This window comes from Flaviramulus sp. (genome assembly GCF_982512915.1).
The window spans coordinates 1-16173 of the sequence record NZ_CEWOCJ010000007.1 but is presented as its reverse complement, the minus strand read 5'-3'; the positions used below and the strand labels follow the sequence as shown (position 1 = coordinate 16173).

General features: G+C 30.5%; 17 protein-coding genes and 1 tRNA gene. 16 read left to right on the top strand and 2 right to left on the bottom strand.

The genetic code is table 11. The features are described from left to right. Positions 1-5 precede the first annotated feature (5 nt). The 13 genes from AC1XJX_RS06520 to AC1XJX_RS06460 all read left to right on the top strand — a co-directional run bounded on the left by AC1XJX_RS06520 (position 6) and on the right by AC1XJX_RS06460 (position 13268). The gene (locus tag AC1XJX_RS06520; protein WP_482003165.1) at positions 6-1199 is read left to right on the top strand and encodes an FtsW/RodA/SpoVE family cell cycle protein; all 1194 of its coding nucleotides are present in this window, start codon (positions 6-8) and stop codon (positions 1197-1199) included. Next, the gene (murG, locus tag AC1XJX_RS06515) at positions 1200-2300 is read left to right on the top strand and encodes an undecaprenyldiphospho-muramoylpentapeptide beta-N-acetylglucosaminyltransferase (RefSeq protein WP_482003164.1); all 1101 of its coding nucleotides are present in this window, start codon (positions 1200-1202) and stop codon (positions 2298-2300) included. Then, complete coding sequence (gene murC / locus AC1XJX_RS06510; protein WP_482003163.1) at positions 2297-3649, top strand: UDP-N-acetylmuramate--L-alanine ligase; 1353 nt, start codon at positions 2297-2299, stop codon at positions 3647-3649. The genes murG and murC overlap by 4 nt, the downstream gene beginning before the upstream one ends. A 34-nt stretch (positions 3650-3683) precedes the next feature. After that, complete coding sequence (locus AC1XJX_RS06505) at positions 3684-4358, top strand: cell division protein FtsQ/DivIB (protein ID WP_482003162.1); 675 nt, start codon at positions 3684-3686, stop codon at positions 4356-4358. Between the two features lie 3 nt (positions 4359-4361). Beyond that, complete coding sequence (gene ftsA, locus AC1XJX_RS06500; protein ID WP_482003161.1) at positions 4362-5672, top strand: cell division protein FtsA; 1311 nt, start codon at positions 4362-4364, stop codon at positions 5670-5672. Between the two features lie 92 nt (positions 5673-5764). Beyond that, positions 5765-7762 (top strand): cell division protein FtsZ, encoded by a 1998-nt coding sequence (gene ftsZ / locus AC1XJX_RS06495; RefSeq protein ID WP_482003160.1) that lies wholly within the window; start codon positions 5765-5767, stop codon positions 7760-7762. A 135-nt stretch (positions 7763-7897) separates the two neighbouring features. Beyond that, positions 7898-8347, top strand: a complete 450-nt coding sequence (locus AC1XJX_RS06490) for a GatB/YqeY domain-containing protein (protein ID WP_482003159.1) — start codon at positions 7898-7900, stop codon at positions 8345-8347. 19 nt (positions 8348-8366) lie between these two features. Next, positions 8367-8440, top strand: a tRNA-Arg gene (locus AC1XJX_RS06485). Between the two features lie 302 nt (positions 8441-8742). Next, a complete protein-coding gene (locus AC1XJX_RS06480; RefSeq protein WP_482003158.1) occupies positions 8743-9975 on the top strand; it encodes a tyrosine-type recombinase/integrase in 1233 nt (410 codons plus the stop codon). Continuing rightward, positions 9972-10775, top strand: a complete 804-nt coding sequence (locus tag AC1XJX_RS06475) for a hypothetical protein (protein WP_482003157.1) — start codon at positions 9972-9974, stop codon at positions 10773-10775. Before AC1XJX_RS06480 ends, AC1XJX_RS06475 begins: the two co-directional genes overlap by 4 nt. Positions 10776-10837: 62 nt before the next feature. Further along, positions 10838-11059 (top strand): hypothetical protein, encoded by a 222-nt coding sequence (locus AC1XJX_RS06470; protein WP_482003156.1) that lies wholly within the window; start codon positions 10838-10840, stop codon positions 11057-11059. A gap of 212 nt (positions 11060-11271) precedes the next feature. Further along, entirely contained in the window at positions 11272-11673 is a 402-nt protein-coding gene (locus tag AC1XJX_RS06465; protein ID WP_482003155.1) for a helix-turn-helix domain-containing protein, read from the top strand. After that, positions 11673-13268, top strand: a complete 1596-nt coding sequence (locus AC1XJX_RS06460; protein WP_482003154.1) for a DUF5906 domain-containing protein — start codon at positions 11673-11675, stop codon at positions 13266-13268. The genes AC1XJX_RS06465 and AC1XJX_RS06460 overlap by 1 nt, the downstream gene beginning before the upstream one ends. 664 nt (positions 13269-13932) lie before the next feature. Here AC1XJX_RS06460 and AC1XJX_RS06455 read toward each other — a convergent pair. Next, positions 13933-14154: a hypothetical protein gene (locus tag AC1XJX_RS06455; RefSeq protein WP_482003153.1), complete on the bottom strand. Its 222-nt coding sequence runs from the start codon at positions 14152-14154 to the stop codon at positions 13933-13935. Continuing rightward, the gene (locus tag AC1XJX_RS06450) at positions 14147-14509 is read right to left on the bottom strand and encodes a hypothetical protein (RefSeq protein ID WP_482003152.1); all 363 of its coding nucleotides are present in this window, start codon (positions 14507-14509) and stop codon (positions 14147-14149) included. The genes AC1XJX_RS06455 and AC1XJX_RS06450 overlap by 8 nt, the downstream gene beginning before the upstream one ends. A 267-nt stretch (positions 14510-14776) precedes the next feature. On the opposite strand from AC1XJX_RS06450, the gene AC1XJX_RS06445 reads away from it, so the two are divergent. Genes AC1XJX_RS06445 through AC1XJX_RS06435 form a run of 3 tightly spaced genes read left to right on the top strand, consistent with a single transcriptional unit; the run spans position 14777 to position 15937 of the window. After that, positions 14777-15073: a transposase gene (locus tag AC1XJX_RS06445; protein ID WP_482003151.1), complete on the top strand. Its 297-nt coding sequence runs from the start codon at positions 14777-14779 to the stop codon at positions 15071-15073. Positions 15074-15087: 14 nt separating this feature from the next. Further along, positions 15088-15396 carry an IS3 family transposase gene (locus AC1XJX_RS06440; protein WP_482003150.1) on the top strand — a complete coding sequence of 103 codons (309 nt, stop codon included), beginning with the start codon at positions 15088-15090 and terminating at the stop codon, positions 15394-15396. Continuing rightward, a complete protein-coding gene (locus tag AC1XJX_RS06435) occupies positions 15323-15937 on the top strand; it encodes an IS3 family transposase (protein ID WP_482003149.1) in 615 nt (204 codons plus the stop codon). Before AC1XJX_RS06440 ends, AC1XJX_RS06435 begins: the two co-directional genes overlap by 74 nt. The last annotated feature ends 236 nt before the right edge of the window (positions 15938-16173 follow it).

Here is a 16173-nt window from a genome sequence, read left to right as displayed (position 1 = left end):
ATAAAGTGCAAACACTGTTTAATAACATAAAAGGAGATAGGTTAATTTGGGCAATAGTGGCGTTACTGGCTATTCTATCGTTTTTGCCTGTTTATAGTGCGGCGAGTAATCTGGCTTATAAAGGAGGAGGGAGTAATACGTTTACTTTTTTTATAAAGCATTTTATGCATTTGTTTTTAGGCTTTGTCATTATGTATGGCGTACACAAAATCCCATACAGATACTTTAGAGGCTTATCATTAGTAATGATACCTATAGTATTGGTTTTGTTGGGGATTACCATGTTACAAGGTACCACCATTGAAGGTGCTAATGCAAGTAGGTGGATACAAATACCCATAGTTGGTATGTCTTTTCAAACATCCACATTGGCATCAGTTGTGTTAATGGTATATGTTGCAAGATACATGTCTAAAATTAAAGATAAAGACATCACATTTAAAGAGTCTGTTTTGCCATTATGGACTCCGGTTTTTTTAGTACTTATATTAATACTTCCAGCTAATTTCTCAACGGCTGCCATTATGTTTTTAATGGTAGTTATGTTGGTTTTTCTTGGGGGTTATCCACTTCGTTATTTGGCTGTTATAATAGGTTCTGGGATTTTAGTTTTAGCATTATTTATTTTGATAGCAAAAGCTTTTCCTGATGCTATGCCAAATAGAATTGATACTTGGATGGGTAGGATTGAAAGTTTTTCTAATCCTGAAGATACAGAGGCAGATTATCAAATTGAAAAAGCAAAAATTGCTATCGCTACTGGAAGTATTTATGGAGTTGGCCCGGGTAAAAGCATGCAAAAAAACTTTTTACCACAATCGTCATCCGATTTCATTTTTGCAATCATCATAGAAGAATATGGATTAATCGGAGGTTTTGTAATAATGACGCTTTACTTATGGTTGCTTTTTAGAATCGTTATAGTTTCTCAAAAGTCAGATACCATATTTGGTAAGCTTTTGGTTTTAGGTGTTGGTTTACCAATAGTTTTTCAAGCATTAATTAATATGGCAGTAGCCGTAGAATTATTTCCAGTTACTGGGCAAACGCTACCGTTAATAAGTAGTGGTGGTACTTCAATCTGGATGACCTGTTTAGCCATAGGTATTATTCTTAGTGTAAGTGCTAAAAGAGAAGAGATTAAAGACCAAGAAGTAAGTGAAGATAATCCTTTAGAGATTTTGTCTGAAGCTATTTAAATGAAGAAATATAAAATCATATTATCAGGAGGAGGGACAGGAGGACATATTTATCCTGCTATTGCTATTGCAAACGAATTAAAACAGCGTTACCCAAATGCAGAGTTTTTATTTGTTGGTGCTAGAGATAGGATGGAAATGGAAAAAGTTCCAGAATGTGGCTATGAAATTAAAGGACTATGGATTTCAGGGATTCAACGACAACTAACATTGAAAAATTTAATGTTTCCTTTTAAAGTAATAAGTAGTCTTTGGAATGCCTGTAAAATTGTAAAAGCCTTCAATCCAGATATTGCTATCGGAACAGGTGGGTTTGCCAGTGGACCTCTATTATTTGTAGCATCTTTAAATAAAATACCAAGTTTAATTCAAGAGCAAAATTCGTATCCAGGAATTACTAATAAACTATTATCAAAAAAAGCTAATACTATATGTGTTGCCTATGATAATTTAGCGCGCTTTTTTCCTGAAAATAAAATAATTAAAACAGGGAATCCTGTTAGAAAAGGATTGTTAGATATAGATACAAAAACTGTTGAAGCTAAAAACTTTTTTAATTTGAAACATGGCAAGCTTACCTTATTGGTTATTGGAGGCAGTTTGGGTGCTAGACGCATTAACGAGTTAATTGAAAAAGAATTAGATTTTCTTGATACTCAAAATGTTCAGGTTATTTGGCAATGTGGGAAGTTGTATTATCAGCAATATAAAATTTATAATAACACAAATAATGTGCAGGTTTATGAGTTTTTAAATAATATGGATTTTGCATATGCTGCAGCAGATATAATTGTTTCAAGAGCTGGGGCGAGTTCTGTATCTGAGCTTTGTATTGTGGGTAAGCCAGTTATTTTTATTCCATCACCAAATGTAGCAGAAGATCATCAAACTAAAAATGCTATGGCTATTGTTGATAATAGCGCTGCTATGATAATTAAAGAAGAGGATTTGAATGCCGATTTCGAAAACAAGTTTTCGCAGCTCGTAGCTTCAGCCGAAAAACAAAAAGAATTAGGTGATAATATTAAAAAACTTGCATTGGTTAATGCTACAAATGATATTGTTGATGAAGTTGAAAAACTTCTTAAAAAAATAAAATGAATTTAAACGGTATACATAATGTTTATTTTATTGGTATAGGAGGTATCGGCATGAGTGCTTTAGCTCGTTTTTTTGTTGCCAACTGTAAACATGTTGCTGGTTATGATAAAACCCAAACGGATATTACAGATAGTTTATCTGCTTTAGGTGTTGAGGTTCATTTTGAAGACGCTATTTCAAATATCAATTCAAATTTTTTAAACCCAGAAAGTACATTGGTGGTTTATACACCAGCGATTCCTGTAAATCATATTGAGTTAACCTATTTTAAAACAAATAATTTTCAAGTTTTTAAACGATCTAAAATATTAGGAATTATAACTGAAAACACGTTTTGTCTAGCTGTAGCAGGTACACATGGTAAAACAACTACAACTAGTATTCTGGGGCATTTAATGAAGGAGTGTAATGTGCCTGTAACCGCTTTTTTAGGTGGTATTAGCGAAAATTATAATTCCAATTTAATACTTAATGGTACTGAGGTTTCTGTAGTTGAGGCTGATGAATTCGATCGATCATTTTTAACACTTTCACCAGATATGGCATGTATTACTTCAATGGATGCTGATCATTTAGATATTTATGGTGATGCCTCCGAGTTGATTAAATCTTTTGAAGATTTTTCTAAAAAAGTAAAAACTGATGGAAAATTATTTGTTAAAAACGGCTTGCCGTTAAATGGGATTACATATGGCATTGAGGATGACGCAGATTACTCAATTCAAAATATTAAAATAGAAAACGGAACTTATGTTTTTGATGTTAAAACACCTAAAACAATTCTAGAAAATTTACAATTTAACCTACCTGGTAGACATAATCTGTCGAATGCATTAATAGCCTTGGCGATGTCAGTAGAGTATGGATGCCCTCACCAACAGCTCGCCAAAGCATTAGCATCTTATAAGGGTGTTAAGCGCAGATTTACCTACCATATTAAAACAGATAAATTAGTTTTTATTGATGATTATGCACATCATCCTGAAGAAATTAATGCGGTTCATCAAGCGGTAAGAGAAATGTATCCTGATAAAAAAGTATTAGCTATTTTTCAGCCACATTTATTTAGTAGAACACGAGATTTTATTGATGATTTTGCAAAAAGTTTATCCAATTTTGATGAGGTAATTTTATTAGATATTTATCCTGCAAGAGAGTTACCAATTGAAGGTGTTACTTCAAGTTGGTTGTTAAATAAAATTACTAATCAAAACAAAAAATTAGTAAATAAAACAGATTTAGTTTACCAAATACATCAAAGTAATGCACAGGTTATTTTAACTATTGGAGCAGGTGATATTGGTGAAGAAGTAAAACATATAAAAAAAGAATTTACTATTGCGAGTTAAATGGTTTCACATAAAAATTTGTGCTTTATTAGGCTTGATAGTCTTTTTATTCGCATTTGCCTCTGCAAGAAATGCGAAACGAGAAATATCAAAACCTAATGTTAAATTTATTGGAGAAAACAACCTTTTTATAACTAACGAGACTGTTAGTAAATTGTTAATACAAAATTATGGAAGCGTTAAAAATGTACCCAAAGAAACTTTAGATTTGAGTCTGTTAGAAAAAGCCCTCAAATCTAATTCAATGGTAAAAAATGCTGAAGTGTATGTATCTGTAAATGGTACACTTAATGCCGAAATTGAACAAAAAACACCTATAGCTAGAGTAAGTACTAATGCGTCTTATTATATTGATGACGAAGGTTTTTACATGCCTTTGTCACCCAATTATTCAGCCAGGGTGCCGTTAGTTACTGGTTTTGTTGAAAAAAATAATTTAAAAAGTGCCTATAAAATAGCGCAAAAAATTAAAGATGATGAATTTTTAAAAAAACATGTTATAGAAATACATCAAGATATAGGTGAAAAACTGTATTTAAGATTAAGACAATACAATTTTACAGTAAAACTGGGAGATGTAGATTTTTTGGATAAAAAAATAAATAATCTAAAAGCTTTTTATCAGAAAAGCTTAAAAGAGAAAACATTAAATAATTACAGTAAAGTAAATTTACAGTTTGAAAACCAAGTAATATGTACCAAAATTTAAGCCATGGAGCATAATTTAGCAGTAGGATTAGACATAGGAACCACAAAAATTGTGGCGATGATTGGTCGTAAAAACGAATACGGTAAGGTCGAAATTTTAGGCATTGGCAAATCTAAAAGTTTAGGGGTACACCGTGGTGTGGTAAATAATATTACACAAACTATTCAGTCGATTCAACAAGCAGTTCAAGAGGCTGAAGTTGCAGCAGATATGAAAATTGAAGATGTTACCGTTGGTATTGCTGGACAACACATTCGTAGCTTACAACACAGTGATTATATTACCCGCTCAAATTCTGAGACTGTTATTGATGAAGATGATATTGACAGGCTTATTAATCAAGTGCATAAATTAGTAATGCTACCTGGTGAAGAAATTATACATGTATTACCTCAAGAATATAAAGTTGATGGACAAGCTGAAATTAAGGAGCCAATAGGTATGTATGGTGGAAGATTGGAGGCTAATTTTCATGTCGTTGTTGGGCAAGTGTCATCAATAAGAAATATTGGTAGATGTGTTCAAAGTTCTGGATTAAACCTCGAAGGTATTACTCTAGAGCCACTAGCCTCGGCTAACGCTGTACTAAGTCAAGAAGAAAAAGAAGCTGGAGTCGCTTTAATTGATATAGGAGGGGGTACCACTGATTTAGCAATTTTCAGAGATGGAATCATTCGTCATACTGCAGTTATTCCATTTGGAGGTAATGTGATTACTGAAGATATTAAAGAAGGTTGCTCTATCATAGAAAAACAAGCCGAATTATTAAAAATTAAATTTGGTTCTGCCTGGCCAGGAGAAAATAAAGATAACGAGATTGTTTCCATTCCAGGATTGAGAGGACGTGAGCCTAAAGAAATTACTTTAAAAAATCTTTCTAAGATAATTCACGCCCGTGTTGTAGAAATTATAGAACAGGTTTATGTTGAAATAAAAAATTACGGTCACGAAGAACAAAAGAAAAAGCTAATTGCTGGTATCGTTTTAACAGGAGGAGGAAGCCAATTAAAACATTTAAAACAATTAGTTGAATATATTACAGGTATGGATACCCGAATAGGTTATCCAAATGAGCATTTAGCTGGCGACAGCGATGATGATATAACAAGCCCTCTTTATGCAACAGCCGTTGGTTTAGTTTTAGATGGTTTAAAACGCCATGAAAGAAAAAAAGTAGAACAACAAAAAGAAGTTGAAAATATTGAAGAAAAACCTTCAGAAGAAGAAATTAAAGAGAAACCAACTAAAGAAAGACGTTCTTTTCTAGACAAGTTAACGGAAAGAGTTAAAGACTTTTTAGATAATGCCGAATAAGAAATCGAGAATAAAATTGCCAAAAGGCATATGAAGATAATCCATAGAATTAAAAAAAATATTAAGTATAAAACCCCAGTAAAATAGAATTTATGAGCAGCAAAAAAGAATTCGAAAGCATCGCATTTGATTTACCTAAAAATCAATCAAATGTTATTAAAGTTATTGGTGTTGGCGGTGGTGGTAGCAATGCTATCAATCACATGTTTCAACAAGGCATTAAAGGTGTAGATTTTTATATCTGTAATACTGATGCACAAGCACTTCAAAATAGTGGTGTACCAAACAAAATTCAATTAGGACTTAACTTAACTGAAGGGTTAGGAGCTGGTGCAAACCCTGATATAGGTGAGCAATCGGCTGTAGAAAGTTTTGATGATATCGCACAAATGTTAGATTCCAATACCAAAATGGTATTTATTACCGCAGGTATGGGTGGTGGAACAGGTACAGGCGCAGCGCCTATTATTGCTAAAATGGCTAAAGATTTAGATATTTTAACAGTTGGGATTGTTACTATGCCGTTTCAATTTGAGGGTAGAATGCGTATTGAACAATCTCAAAAAGGTATAGAAAATTTACGAGAAGTTGTAGATTCATTAATTGTAATTAATAATAATAAACTTCGGGAGGTTTATGGGAACCTTGGTTTTAAAGCAGGTTTTTCAAAAGCTGATGAAGTGCTATCTACTGCTGCTCGTGGTATAGCCGAAGTTATTACACACCACTATACTCAAAATATTGATTTGCGTGATGCTAAAACGGTACTAAGTAATAGTGGTACAGCTATTATGGGTTCTGCATTAGCATCAGGTAAAAACCGTGCTCAAGATGCTATTCGTAAAGCACTAGATTCACCATTATTAAACGATAATAAAATAACCGGAGCTAAAAATGTATTGCTGCTTATTGTTTCTGGTTCTCATGAAATTACTATTGATGAGATTGGTGAAATTAACGATCATATTCAAAGTGAAGCTGGGCATGGTGCAAATATTATTATGGGTGTTGGTGAAGATGAATCTTTAGAAGAGTCTATAGCCGTAACAATTATTGCAACCGGATTTAATGTTGAACAACAAGACGAAATTTCGAATACAGAAACTAAAAAGGTTGTACATTCTCTTACTGAAGATAAAGTAGTAAGTAAAAAAGAGAAAGAGCCCGTAATTATTGCGCCAATCATTGAGTTAGAAAAGAAAGCAGAAACTTCTTTTGTACGGCATACTTTAGATTTTGATACTGAAGAGATTGATGCTAATTATATTGAAAAAACCGATATAAATAAACAATCAAATACATCAGTTTCAGATCTTATAGATTTAATTCCAACATCAGAAATAATTAAAAATATTGATGTTGTGTATGATGAAGTATACGCTAATATTGAAGAAGAGGAAGATTTTATAATTAAACCAGTAACTAGAATGTCTTCAGAAATGGAAGACAAGAATTATAAACTTTCTGTTTCAGATAATGTAGAAGAAGAACAACAAATAACCTTAACTTTTGATTTGCCTTTATCATTTAACGAAAGCAGTAAAAAGGAAGAAACTGAAAATGAGGTTATTTCATATAAATTAACGGATGAGGAAGTAAAAGATATTCCGGTAAATGACTATGTTGAGTTAATTCCTGTAAATGAAACCAACAAAGAAGGTGATATTAGATATGCGCTTGATGATTATCTAGAAATAGAATCTTCAATGAATAAGAAACAAGAAGCTTTAAATAGTATTCTAGAGATAGATGATCAAGAAGTTGTTTTTGAGAAAAAAGTTATAGAAAAGTTTGTTGAAGAGCAAGAAGTTTTGGATGAAATTGATCCAATGAATAGTCCAATTTCTGATTTGCTAAAAGAGCGTGCAGAAGAAAGAAGACGCAAAATGAAAGATTTCAACTATAAATTCAATAATGCTAAAATTGATGATATAGAAAAAGTACCAGCTTATAAAAGGCAAGGTGTAAGTTTAGAGGATGCTAAGCATTCCTCTGAAACCGATATGTCTAGAACTAGTATAGGATTAGATGATAATGATGATATCCAATTAAGAACAAATAATTCGTTTTTACATGATAATGTAGATTAATTTAACCATACTTTGTTATTAAACCCCAAAAAGAAACCCTCATCTTTTTGGGTTTTTTATTTTATAAAGTTTCTCTACTTATTAATAATGTCAAGAATCTATTTTTTATCTTCGCGTATCAAAAAATAAATAAAGATGAGTTTACAAGACGCAGTTATGACAGCTTTAAAAGAAGCCATGAAAGCAAAAGATCAAACAGCATTAACAGCATTACGAGCTGTAAAATCAGCTATTTTATTATCACAAACAGAAGATGGTGCAAAAGCAGACTTATCAGAAGAGCTAGAACTTAAAATTTTACAAAAACAAGTAAAACAACGCAGAGATAGTGCTGCTATTTATATAGAACAAGGACGAGAAGATTTAGCAAGTTCGGAAATTGCAGAAGCTGATATTATAGCACAGTTTTTGCCAGAGGCATTAACTGATAAAGAAATAGAGAAAGTTGTTGTCGCTATTATTGAGCAAACAGGAGCTGACTCTATGAAAGATATGGGAAAAGTAATGGGTATGGTTAGTAAAGAACTAGCAGGTAAAGCAGATGGTAAAACCATATCTAATATAGTAAAGTCTAAATTATCTTAAGTTAGTTATTAATAAAAAGGGCTGCGTAGTTCAATTGGATAGAATATCAGATTTCGGCTCTGAGGGTTGGGGGTTCGAATCCCTTCGCGGTCACTAAAACATTTTCAATTAATTTCATTACCCCACAGTTTCTTAGGAACTGTGGGGTTTTTGTTTTCAATTGGGTTTGTTAGAATTCGTTTCAAACCACATTTTTGTTTCACTATTGTTTCACCAAATGAAAAAATGTTTCACAAAAATGTTAAAGTTTTGAAAAGACATAAAATTTCTGCTTCTAAAAGACGAAACAGATAGCAAGATTAATTTCAATTAAGTTCATGACAATCGAAGTGATGTCAATTTTTTGTTCCACAAACATTTTATAAGAATTTAAATCTTTAACAAAATTTAAAATTATGGGAACAACATCCAATTTTTACATTAAAACGCCAAAGCAGATAGTGGACAATAAGTCTTATCCTTTGTATTTAAGAATTGTACACAATCGAAAAAAAGCTGAAGGAAAAATTAGTACCACAAAAATCAGTAGCAAGGATATCAAATACTGGGATGAAGATTTGCAGCGCTTTAGCTCAAAACAAAAGCATTTGCTAGCACATAATATTTTGCTTAATGAAATACAAAATGAATTTCATAACTACCTGCGAATCCACCTAACTAAAATGGGAACAGTAACGCCGCACCAAATTACTGACTATCTGCTGTCAAGAAAAAAGGACGAGGAGGGTATTTCAGTTATAAATGCAGCCAATCAATTTTATGATAAAATTATATTTCCAGATGTCGATAAGGCTCCTGGAACCAAAAGAAATTACAAAAAATCAATCAATCATCTATGTAACTTTTTAGAGCATAAAAAGTTAAATTTTTTAGGTATTAAAGACTTTAAAAAGCTGCATGTTTCTATGTTCATTGAATACCTAAAAACACCCATTCCTGAGCAAGAAAAAATAGGAATGAATAGCCAATCCGTGAACTCAATTGTTAAGAATGTCAAGCCCATATTTAATAAACTACTATTTGAGGAGCGTATTACAACTAATCCTTTTAATGGTGTAAAAGTTCCTTTTAAAAAAGCAGATAGGCCTCGTTTGGCTAATGATTGTTTTGTAAAAATAGCCAAACTAGATTTATCAAAAAATAGTACTTTAGAAGTATATAGAGATATTTTTCTATTTTTATGTTATAGTGGACTGAGTTACTGTGATGCAACAGATTTAACATATCAAGATATAAAAAACGGTTTAATAGAGTTAAAGAGAAAAAAATCAAAGGTACAGACGAAGCAATTTTTAACAAAACAGATAGTGGAACTCGTAGATAAATATGACGGAAAAACTCCAGAAGACAGGATACTACCTGAGCGTAGTTTAGACAAAATGAATTTAAACTTAAAGCTTATAGCAGCAAAGACGGGAATCGATTTTTCACTTAGTACCTATACCGCAAGACGCTTCTTCAGACAATCTATCTTTGAATCTGGAATCAGAGAAAGTTTAGTTATTAAAAGCTTAATGGGTCATACCAGTAGTAATGATATAGACAGTCATTATTTTAATGTAAGTGATGATATTTTAAAGGGTGCCAAAAAGAAATTACAAAAACATTTTAAAAAGTTATTAAAATGAAGGGAAAGCTCAAAAGCATAAATATAGCGTTTAAGGAAAAAATATTTGATTTATTACAATCGAAGAGAAGTCAAATCATCAATCATTTAAATACACATGAAGAGGATTATTTGAAACTTAATGAATTGAAACGCTATGTTGAAATTTATAAGTATGTAGCTGCTTTATGTTTTTATAATGATGATGAGGTAAAAGATGTTGTTAGAAGATTGAGTTTAAAAAAATATACACCTAAAGTTTTTATGTCCTATTTATATTTTTTTAAATCTTTAGATCAATACCATGAAGAATCAAAATATTTATATCCTTACGAAGTCATATGGGGCTTTTATGAGCTGTATAGTTTATCTGTAATTAAGGAAAAAATGGCATTGGATTTTAATATAAATTTTTCAGCTATTGCACGTAAGGTGAATAGACAATTACACAGCCAAAGTTTTCCTCCAATTTTGACAGAAGCCATAGAAGATATCCATATATTAAATGATTTAATTAAAAAAGAAATCCCCAGCTATAAAATGGATATTTCTGTGAAAAACCCATTGACATCTGTAACGCATAAAATAAAATATTCTCATAAAAATGACTTACATAATTTATATAATTATTTAGTAGATTTTAATAAAGAACTTAATTCTATAGACTTTAATGAGTCTGATTTTAAAGTCGAGTTTTATGATTTATTAGAAATTATTTTAAGGGAAAAGGAATTATTAAACAATAGTGAAGAAGCAATATCAAATTATGAAACTTTAAGGCGATTTAAGATTAAACGCGTAGAGCGGCTGATTTTGTCTTAGTTAGTTTTTTGTTCCACAGCAAGTTAGTATTTTATTAGAAATTTGAATCAAAATAAATTCAAATGGAAATAAACGAAACACAGACGCTAAAAAAATCAATAACTTTTGGAGATTGGATACCTAAAAAGGTTGTTCAAGATTTTTTCAATTATGGAGACACTAAAATGTCAACCTTCTCAGCGGATTATAATATCAGAACCTCAAAAGTAGGAAAGCGGATTTTTTATAAACATAAGGATATCGTCAGATTGATCGATGAGAATATTCAGGAAAACAATCACTAAACACTTTTTTTTACGGCAATATTCAAAATTTCATAGTATCGGGGGGTAAAACTGCAAACCACATTTTTTAATACAGTAAAGTAGCGTTTATCCCAAAACGGTCAAATCACTTGTTTTTAAAAAAAGAATAAAGCATAACTCTTACTATTAAGAATATCAAAAAATGAAGATGTTGTTACATCTTTTGAATAATATTCTAAGCTAGTTAATGTATGGCTGTTTTGTTTATTCCATCTGCGTTTATAAAACTCAAATTAAATACCAATATAAATATTATGGAAAATGATAAAAGACTCTTGATTACCCTGACTGTAGGAGAATTTGTTAAGCTAAACAAATCCTTAACACGTGAGGTTAATCTAAACCCTTCTGATTTACAAAAGCATGGAATTAATAAATCAGACATTATTTATGTTGATCAAGCGGTTGCATTAACTGGTTACACAAAAAAAACGATATACACCAAAGTTTCAAGACTTGAAATACCAGTTGTTTCTTTTGGCCGGCCATTAACATTTTCAAGGAAAGAATTAAACCAGTGGATTAAAAAGGGAAGACCCTCTGTAGCTGAAACTAAAGCAGATAAATTCATGAATAAAAAAGGAAGAAAATAATGGAAAATAAAGACTTATTAACTTCAGACATACTGAATACATTCAATGAAGTATCAAAAATTGACGGTCATTTTTGCACAGAAAAGGTAGACCTTGGGAATTCAAAATTTGGGATTGATATTTTCACTATAATAAAGAAAAAAGAGAAAAGCGGAGAAGAATATTTGTTTTTATCGGGACTATATAAAAAAGGAGTTATCAGCCTTCTAGAACATCTAGGAATTTGTCATGTAAGAGAAAATCAATCATTTATACTAGTTCGAAAAGAGTTTAATATAATTTCTGAAATTTCCTTAAAAGAAATAAAAGACCTCGTTAATGATTACTTAACGCAATTACCGGAGTTAAATATTGAGATTGATTGTGTAGAAGGATGTTTTACTTCGGAGGCACAAACAGAAATGTTTTATCGTCAAACAAATACAGTATTGAATGATAATTTTTTGGATTTTTTATGCAAAGATGAAAGCCCAATAAAAAAAGATTCAACAGAAAAAGCATGTGTATTTTTTGAGAATGGAATAGTTGAAATTAAGGCTAAAAAAGTTGTTAGAATACCATATAGTATCACTGTAGATGGTTTAATATGGAAAAAAAATATAATTAATCGTCAAATTAAGCAAAGAGATTCTTCAAGTTGCCATTTTTCAAAATTTATTGAAAATGTTTGTAATAAGGATCGTAAAAGAATACGATCACTTAGAAGTGGTTTAGGGTATTTAATGCACTCTTTTCAAAGGAGTTCTGGAGGGCAAATGGTCTTATTGTATGACGAATCGATAACCGATGTAAATATTCCTCAGGGAGGCACAGGAAAGGGACTTATATCGAATGCAATCGCTATGATAAGAAATACAGTAAAAATCGATGGAAAAAAATTTAAAGGTAATAGTCGTTTTGACTTTCAAGATGTAGATAGAGCTACTAAAGTATTATGGATTGATGACGTAAGCAAGGAAATGGATATCGATCGATTTAATTCCCTTTCAACTGACGGATTTAATTTAGAACAGAAGTTCAAAGATTCTTTTTTTATACTTGCTCAAGACAGTCCTAAAATCTTGATATGCTCAAATATTATATTGGATTGTGTTGGCTCAACAAGAAAACGGCGTCAATTTATTATTGAGTTATCTGATTATTATTCACGTAAAATAGGTTCAGGAGTCGAAGAACCCATCGTTGAAGAACATGGCTGTCGGTTTTTTACAGATGAGTGGGATGATAACGAATATAATAGGTTTTACTGGTATATGATAGATTGCATACAATTGTACTTAGATAAAGGTCTAATTCCGGCCCCATCCATTAATATGGTTGAAAATCGGTTAAGGCAAATAATAGGAGAAGAATTTCTTGGCTGGGCTAAAAGCAAAGAATTTAAGCCAAATGAGGAGTACAATACCAAAGAATTATATGAAGAATATAAAGAATTATACGAAGACGGTAATAATACATTCACTCAAAGAACCTTTAGTAATTATCTGAGAAAATACATGATTCATAAGGATTTAAGTATAGAGTTTTTCACCAAAAGTATCAACGGTCAAAAAATCAGTTTTTTTAGAATTATCAATAATAAAGATAAAGTATAGGGGGGTACCAAAAGCTAATTTGCTAATTCCTAATTCCCCATTTACGATAAAACTGTATGGGATACATTTTTTAAAATATAGATTCGGGCTATCAAAAACAAATGTGGCGCTCAAATACTTTAAGTTAATTAGGGTTAAATGAAAAAATCCGTTTGGCTAAACAAATTAGTTATAATCACCACACAGTAAAATAGTAAAGTAATTAAGAATAATGCTAATTAGATTAATGACATTTTAGTTCAAAAGCCGGTCGTTTTAGAATCTGTAATATTAGGTGAATGCCTATTTTAAATTAAACCTAAATAAGCTAGCCTTGCACCGCCAAGGAAAAAAAACCTTTTTATATGTTAGGTTGCTAATTGAGTAGATATTATATCAGCAATAGTATCTTTTAATAATTTCATATGGAAAAACCCAGAGAAATTAAAAGAATAGTGGGGGATTATTTTTTCATTTCCAAAATATATTTTAGTTGCTTTAAAAAATCTTCCTTTAAAATGTCTTATGGTTTCAGAAGTAGGTAAAATTTAAAATTAATAAATAAAAAATATCAGATTAATTTTTAACTTGAGATTTATAAACTCACACATTTTATTAGATAATACCTTTATATGTTAAACTGTTTTAAAGTAAATTAATCTAAATTAATTTACTTTAAAACAGTTTAAATTGGCTTATTTACTTCTTCTTTTTTTATATTGTAATTATAAAATAAGATGCCTCCAACTATTAAAATAATTACAAATAAACCTATGTTAATTTGGGTTAATTTACTTTTAGTTTTTTCAATTTGGATTGTATCTTGGTTTGAATACATATCTATTTGAGTATTGATATTAGTCTTTGATAGTTTTATGATATCTTCTATTTCTAAGTATTCATTCATCGCCTTCAAGTTTAATGATTTTATATAATCCGTTATCTAATAAAGTAATGCCATAGTTATATATGCCAAAGTAATATTCATTTTTAATGATTTTAGTAAAATGAAAGAAGTTAAAATTATAACCACAACCTAATAAATAATCTTTATTTCTTATTAAGAATTTGTTTTCTTCAAGCGCATCTACTAAGATTTTCCAATTATTGCGGATATGATTATCAATTTTAGCCATCAAATCTCTAATTTCTTTTGCTTTTTGATTGTTATAGGCAATTTGGTTTTGTCTATTAGCGAAGTATTGGTTATTTCTTTTTGGATAAAAAACTTCACCTGTGTAAGGGTCTATTCTACGTAACATAATATATAAATTTTCAACTAATATATTTAAGTTTTTTTATATTTTAAAATACTGGATTATAGGTATTTGTGCATTTATTTTAATTTAGATTGTTTTATTTTAATCTATATTAATTTGGATTTTTAATGGTTAATAAGTTTGATTTTTTGTTAACACTTTTGAAGTGCAATTTGTTTAATGTTGGTCACTATGATTTGGTTGGAGTTACTACATTTACTCGGACAGAAATTTTAAGACTGTTTAAATAAAAACAAATATCTTAGAATAATGAAAAAACGAGTTTACAGTACTGAGTTTAAATCAGAAGCAGTACGATTAAGTTATCAGCGAGAAAACATTAAAGAATTAGCAGATGAGCTAGGAGTTCAGGTGCAACGGATTTATAAGTGGGGAGCAGGTCAAAAAACAAAAGCTTCTCCAAAGGCTACTATAAAACAAGAGACTGATTCTATAGAATTAAAACGATTGCGAAAAGCCCTTAAGGAAAAAGAATTAGAACTTGAAATATTAAAAAAAGCCGTTCACATCTTTTCCAAGAGCTATGGGAAGTCTATCAATTTATAGTAAGCTATAAACATATGTATCCTATTGAAAAGATGTGTAAAGTTTTAAAAGTAAGTCGAAGTAGTTATTATAGATGGTTCAGTTATGGACCATCAAATCGAGCTATAGAAAACAGTCTGTTTACAAATTTAATAAAAGAGATTTTTGATTTAAGCAATCAAACTTATGGTAGCCCTAGAATAGCTGAACAACTAAAAAGGAAAGGTCATCATATATCAAAAAAGAGAGTTGCTAAACTGATGCGTATCAATGGTTGGAGGAGTAAACTTAAAAAGCGGTTTAAAGTTACTACAGATTCTAATCATCCATATCCTACTTTGTAGAAATCATTTAAATAGAAACTTTACAGCAAATAGACTAAATGAAGTTTGGGTATCAGATTTAACCTATATAAAAACAGTTACAGGTTGGCTATACCTTACTACCATTATTGATTTATATGACAGGCAAGTAATTGGATGGTCATTAAGCTCAAGGTTATATACCAATCAAACTATTATTCCAGCTTGGAAAATGGCAGTATCAAAAAGAGAAATATCCGAATCTTTACTTTTTCATTCACACAGAGGCATACAATATTCTTCTATAGAATTTAGAAAATGGATTAATAAGAATACTTTAATTACCCAAAGCATGAGTAGAAAAGCGAATTGTTGGGATAATGCTGTAGCAGAGAGTTTCTTTAAAACACTTAAAGTTGAATTAATTTATCATCATAACTTTAAAACTATCGAGGAAGCTAAATCTAAAGTCTTTGAATATATAGAGGTCTGGTATAACAGAAAACGATTGCACTCGTCTTTGGGATACAAAACACCTAAAGAGATGGAATTAGAATTTTATCAAATGAAGAATGTGGCATAGGTCTTAGAAAATTTGTCCGACTTTTTGTTGCAAGTCCAATTTTACAGTAAGCTAAAATATGAGGCATGACGGTAAAAAAAAGTTTATAATTAAAAATCTCTAGACGAATTAGTAATTGTATTGGAAAGTTTGTTATTCGTTTTAATAATTTATAAATGAATGATTAAATAACTTACCTCTTGTAAATGTCAAATTTTTAAGATGTGAAATGATATTAAAAGAAAGACGAAATTTAA

Excerpts from the sequence above, each read along its gene's own strand:
- murG (WP_482003164.1), top strand. The coding sequence starts at position 1,200 with ATGAAGAAATATAAAATCATATTATCAGGAGGAGGGACAGGAGGACAT.
- murC (WP_482003163.1), top strand. The coding sequence starts at position 2,297 with ATGAATTTAAACGGTATACATAATGTTTATTTTATTGGTATAGGAGGT.
- ftsA (WP_482003161.1), top strand. The coding sequence starts at position 4,362 with ATGGAGCATAATTTAGCAGTAGGATTAGACATAGGAACCACAAAAATT.
- ftsZ (WP_482003160.1), top strand. The coding sequence starts at position 5,765 with ATGAGCAGCAAAAAAGAATTCGAAAGCATCGCATTTGATTTACCTAAA.
- AC1XJX_RS06490 (WP_482003159.1), top strand. The coding sequence starts at position 7,898 with ATGAGTTTACAAGACGCAGTTATGACAGCTTTAAAAGAAGCCATGAAA.
- AC1XJX_RS06480 (WP_482003158.1), top strand. The coding sequence starts at position 8,743 with ATGGGAACAACATCCAATTTTTACATTAAAACGCCAAAGCAGATAGTG.
- AC1XJX_RS06475 (WP_482003157.1), top strand. The coding sequence starts at position 9,972 with ATGAAGGGAAAGCTCAAAAGCATAAATATAGCGTTTAAGGAAAAAATA.
- AC1XJX_RS06470 (WP_482003156.1), top strand. The coding sequence starts at position 10,838 with ATGGAAATAAACGAAACACAGACGCTAAAAAAATCAATAACTTTTGGA.
- AC1XJX_RS06465 (WP_482003155.1), top strand. The coding sequence starts at position 11,272 with ATGGCTGTTTTGTTTATTCCATCTGCGTTTATAAAACTCAAATTAAAT.
- AC1XJX_RS06460 (WP_482003154.1), top strand. The coding sequence starts at position 11,673 with ATGGAAAATAAAGACTTATTAACTTCAGACATACTGAATACATTCAAT.
- AC1XJX_RS06455 (WP_482003153.1), bottom strand. The coding sequence starts at position 14,154 with ATGAATGAATACTTAGAAATAGAAGATATCATAAAACTATCAAAGACT.
- AC1XJX_RS06450 (WP_482003152.1), bottom strand. The coding sequence starts at position 14,509 with ATGTTACGTAGAATAGACCCTTACACAGGTGAAGTTTTTTATCCAAAA.
- AC1XJX_RS06445 (WP_482003151.1), top strand. The coding sequence starts at position 14,777 with ATGAAAAAACGAGTTTACAGTACTGAGTTTAAATCAGAAGCAGTACGA.
- AC1XJX_RS06440 (WP_482003150.1), top strand. The coding sequence starts at position 15,088 with ATGTATCCTATTGAAAAGATGTGTAAAGTTTTAAAAGTAAGTCGAAGT.
- AC1XJX_RS06435 (WP_482003149.1), top strand. The coding sequence starts at position 15,323 with ATGGTTGGAGGAGTAAACTTAAAAAGCGGTTTAAAGTTACTACAGATT.